Source organism: bacterium (assembly GCA_018814885.1).
Classification (GTDB): Bacteria; Krumholzibacteriota; Krumholzibacteriia; order LZORAL124-64-63; family LZORAL124-64-63; genus JAHIYU01.
Window position 1 is genome coordinate 1 of the sequence record JAHIYU010000166.1, and the last position, 3,921, is coordinate 3,921.

At 63.6% G+C, this 3,921-nt stretch carries 8 protein-coding genes; all 8 read left to right on the forward strand.

Annotation, left to right across the window (positions count from 1 at the left end; genetic code table 11):
* Positions 1-185, forward strand: a 185-nt coding sequence (locus KJ554_12580; protein ID MBU0743169.1) for a recombinase family protein, incomplete at its 5' end; no start/stop codon positions are given.
* Entirely contained in the window at positions 182-592 is a 411-nt protein-coding gene (locus KJ554_12585) for a hypothetical protein (protein ID MBU0743170.1), read from the forward strand. The genes KJ554_12580 and KJ554_12585, both read left to right, overlap by 4 nt.
* Before the next feature lie 177 nt (positions 593-769).
* On the forward strand, positions 770-1,135 hold the full coding sequence (locus KJ554_12590; GenBank protein ID MBU0743171.1) for a helix-turn-helix domain-containing protein: 366 nt from the start codon (positions 770-772) through the stop codon (positions 1,133-1,135).
* 24 nt (positions 1,136-1,159) lie between these two features.
* Entirely contained in the window at positions 1,160-1,855 is a 696-nt protein-coding gene (locus tag KJ554_12595) for an ImmA/IrrE family metallo-endopeptidase (protein ID MBU0743172.1), read from the forward strand.
* A gap of 94 nt (positions 1,856-1,949) precedes the next feature.
* Complete coding sequence (locus tag KJ554_12600) at positions 1,950-2,276, forward strand: hypothetical protein (protein ID MBU0743173.1); 327 nt, start codon at positions 1,950-1,952, stop codon at positions 2,274-2,276.
* 185 nt (positions 2,277-2,461) lie between these two features.
* Positions 2,462-3,085 (forward strand): sigma-70 family RNA polymerase sigma factor, encoded by a 624-nt coding sequence (locus KJ554_12605; protein MBU0743174.1) that lies wholly within the window; start codon positions 2,462-2,464, stop codon positions 3,083-3,085.
* 44 nt (positions 3,086-3,129) lie between these two features.
* Positions 3,130-3,435 carry a hypothetical protein gene (locus KJ554_12610; protein ID MBU0743175.1) on the forward strand — a complete coding sequence of 102 codons (306 nt, stop codon included), beginning with the start codon at positions 3,130-3,132 and terminating at the stop codon, positions 3,433-3,435.
* Positions 3,432-3,921 (forward strand): hypothetical protein (locus KJ554_12615; protein MBU0743176.1); only part of this gene is annotated, 490 nt, incomplete at its 3' end. The genes KJ554_12610 and KJ554_12615, both read left to right, overlap by 4 nt.

The window sequence follows — 3,921 nt, forward strand, 5'->3', positions numbered from 1 at the left end:
CCGCCCGGGCGCTGGCCGCCTTCGATCCCGTCTGGGAGACGCTGACGCTCCGAGAGCAGGCACGGGTGCTACGCCTGTTGATCCAACGTGTGGACTACGATGGCGACAAGGGCACGGTCTCGGTGACCTTCCACCCGGCGGGCATCGAGACGCTGTCACGCGAGTTCGCGGAGGAGAGCGCATGACCCGGCCACTGAAGATCACCAAGGAAGTCCACTTCCGGAGCATGAAGCGCGGGCGGAAGGAACTCCGTGTCGGAGCCGAGGAAGTCCAGCCGACTCTGGGCAGCGTGCCACGGGTTTCGCGGTTGCTTGCCCTCGCGCTCCACATGGATGACCTGTGCCGGCTGGGAGAAGTGGCCGATTACGCCGAACTGGCCCGCCTCGCGCTTGTGACCCGAGCCCGGATGACGCAGATCATGAGCCTGCTGCTGTTGGCCCCGGATATCCAGGAAGAGATCCTGTACTTGCCCCGCTCCGACGGCGGCCGCGACCCTATCAGGGAGAAGGCGGTCCGTCCCATCGCGACCGTGCCCGACTGGCGGAAGCAACGGGTGATGTGGCGCGACCTGAAAGCCGGGCTCCCGGACTGATCCCCAGCACTCGGTTTGTGTCCTATCTTGTTGCCCTACAACGCCTCGATAAAAAATGCTCCGATACACTTGACGGATGAATTGGTGTGTAGTATTTAGTAAACATGAACGGGCGGCGATATCCGACAGACCGAGCAGTCCTCCCAGGTCGTTCGGCAACCGGAAGGAGGTGAAACTATGGCAGGAAACCCAAGATTCGGAAAGCGGGTCCGTGATCTCCGCGAGGCGAAGAAGGCGGTCGACCCCTCTTTCTCGCTCAGGCAGTTCGCCGTGAAAGTCGGAATCAGCGCCACGTTCCTGAGCAAGGTCGAGACAGGGGAGTTCGATCCGCCCAGCGCGGAGAACATCATCAAGATGGCGGAACTACTCGATGTCGACGCCGACGAGTTGCTGGCGCTGGCCAACAAGACCGATCCGGAACTCGAGGAGATCATCAAGACCGCGCCCAAGGCGATGGCCGACCTTCTACGGACGGCGCGTGATCGCGGCTTGACCACCGATGACCTCGAGCGCATCACGAAGAGCATGAAACGGAAGTCCTGAATCCAGGACGTACAGGAGGTACGAATGGCGCGGAAGACTGACTTCATCCACAGGGAAACCATCGAAGCCGGCACCCTGGCTCTGCTGGGCGACTACAGCAGGAAATACGGCCTGACGGTCGGGCCGCCGGTTCCGGTCGAGGAGATTCTCGAGGCCCACCTCGGCCTCGCCTATGACTTCGACGACCTTCCGAGATTGATGGGAACACCCGATGTGCTGGGTGGAACCTGGTTCCGGTCTCGGGAGGTGAAGATCGACCAATCTCTCGACCCGACCGTGTTCCCGTCCCAGTTGGGCCGGTACCGGTTCACGGTCGCCCATGAGGTCGGCCATTGGGAGTTGCACCGCCACAGGTATCTGTCCGCCGAGGGGCAGGCAGCCATGTTCGCGGGCGAGGACCGTCCGGTGGTCTGCAGGTCCAACGACACGAGTCCGCTCGAATGGCAAGCCGACCGTTTCGCAGGCTACCTGCTGATGCCGAAGGAGATGGTCTTCGCTCAGTGGGAGACCATGCACGGCAACCGGGAGCCGTACATCGCCATCGATGAGATCGAGGACCTGAAGGCCCGCTGGGGTCTCGCTGATGACGATAGGCCCACGGTAGACGTGGCGCGGCAGATGGCGCCGGTGTTCGAGGTCTCGGCGCAGGCGATGCAGATCCGCCTGATCGAGCTGGGACTGATCAGGACCAAGGTGCCGGAGCCGGGGTTGTTCTCGTGATGTCCCCGGTTTTTTTTAATCCACAGTGTTTAGTGTTTAGTCCACAGGTTACGCACAACTTATCCCCGGTCCCCAAGCACAGGAAGGATCCGTGATGAAACCTCCCAGGAAATCCACCCTCTTGCCTGCCCAAGTCGAGCTCGTCGAGCTGATGCAGCATCTCGACTTCGGCAACATCGAAGGGCTCGTCATCCGCGATGGCCTTCCGGTGCTCAAGCCGCGGCCCCGGCTCATCCGGGACGTGAAGTTCGGCGCTGGCAATGGTCGCCGCAGCGAGACTGGGCTGACCGACTTCGCCCTGAAGTCGAGCGTCCAGGAACTCATGGACACCTTCACCTCCCTGGGCAACGCGACCGTGCGCCGCCTGGAGATCAAGCACGGCCTGCCCTTCCGGATGCAGGTGGAGGAGGCCGCCGCCTAAGACGCGGGGCTGGCCGCCCCGCTCCCATCCCTGACTGATCGTCACCAGACATTTAACCGGCCACGAGGTGGAGGTGCATGTGGGTGTCGCCGTAACGGCGAACCACGTGCGCTTCCACCGCGCCGGTCTATGCGCTGCCTCGTGCGACACCTTCGCGCCTCTCCGCGGCCTCAGGAGAGGTTCCGATGGAGAACGCAAAGCAGCGCATCCTCGACGGATACGCCCGTGAAGTCATTCGGCACAAAGCCAGGCAGCTGATCGGCAAGTATGGATTCACCCGCGACGACTACGACGACTTGCAGCAGGAGATGATGCTGGATCTGCTGCGCCGCCTCGGCAAGTACGACCCCAGCAAGGCGGGCCTGAGCACGTTCGTGGCCCGCATCGTCGACCGCAAGATCTCCACCCTGATCCGTCACCAGCGCCAAGAGAAACGCGACTACCGACGGCCGGTCTGTTCGCTCGACGCCCAGGTCGAGGACCAGGACGGCCAGGCGCGCGGGCTTGACGAGATCCTCAGCCAGGATGCCTTCGACGAAGAAGTCGCGCGCCACGACCGTCCCGAGGCTGAGCGCGTCGATCTGAGGCTCGACCTCACCTTGGTGCTCGATGAGCTCCCCGACGATCTGCGGCAACTCGCCCGCCTTCTGCAGACCCGAACCGTCGCCGAAATCGCGCGCGAGTTGGGTGTGCCGCGCAGCACGCTCTACGAGAAGGGCATCGCCCGCCTGCGGAAGATCTTCGAGGACAACGGGCTGCGGGAATACCTGGGCGAGGCCCGACACCTCGGCAAGGGACCGGGTAAGTAACCCACAGAAGGCCAATGGCCCAGGACCTCAGGAGAGGAAACACGATGAATCGAGAAGTCCACCGCTACGAGTTCGAGGCCTCGGTGCCCGCGGATGAGATCGAGAGCACGCTGCTTCTGGCCGTGCTCGCGGTCGAGGGTCTGCACGGCACCTCGAGGGTGCGGCTCGACGCGAAGTACTGCTTCGACAACGACAAGCACGCCTGCGTGATCGACGCCGACACCGTCGTCGGCCAGGACATCAGCCGCATCTTCACGGGCTTCGCCATCCGCGAGTTCGGCGAGGAGTCCTTCACGGTCGGTCGCGCCGAACCCATGCCCAAGCCGGAAACGGAGGACCTGAGCGCATGAATCTGCCCGGAGTTTTCAAACGACGCACGTGGAACGTCCAGGACCTGATCCGCGAACCGGCCGACGTCTACCACGGCAAGGCCGGCGAGTACCTCTCGAGCCACATGCTGGCCGAGTTCAGGCGCAACCCGCTGCTCTTCCACAAGAAGGAACTCGGGTTGGTTCAAGATCAGGATCGCCCGGCGTACGTTCTCGGCCGCGCAGCCCATGTCCTGATCCTCGAGGGCCGCGAGGCCTATGAGCAGGCCTATGCGTTCGGCGGGCCGATCAACCCGAAGACCGGCCTGCCGTTCGGCAGTCGCACCAAGGCATTCCAGGAGTGGGCGGAGGCCAAAGGCAAGCCCGTGCTCGACGACGACCAGGCGGCCTTGATCGAGAGCCTCAACGCCTCGGTGCAGGCCCACGTGCATGCCTCGGCTCTTCTGGCTGACGGTATCGCCGAGGGCGTGGTCCGGGCCGAGTACTGCGGACTGCCGTGCCAGTCGC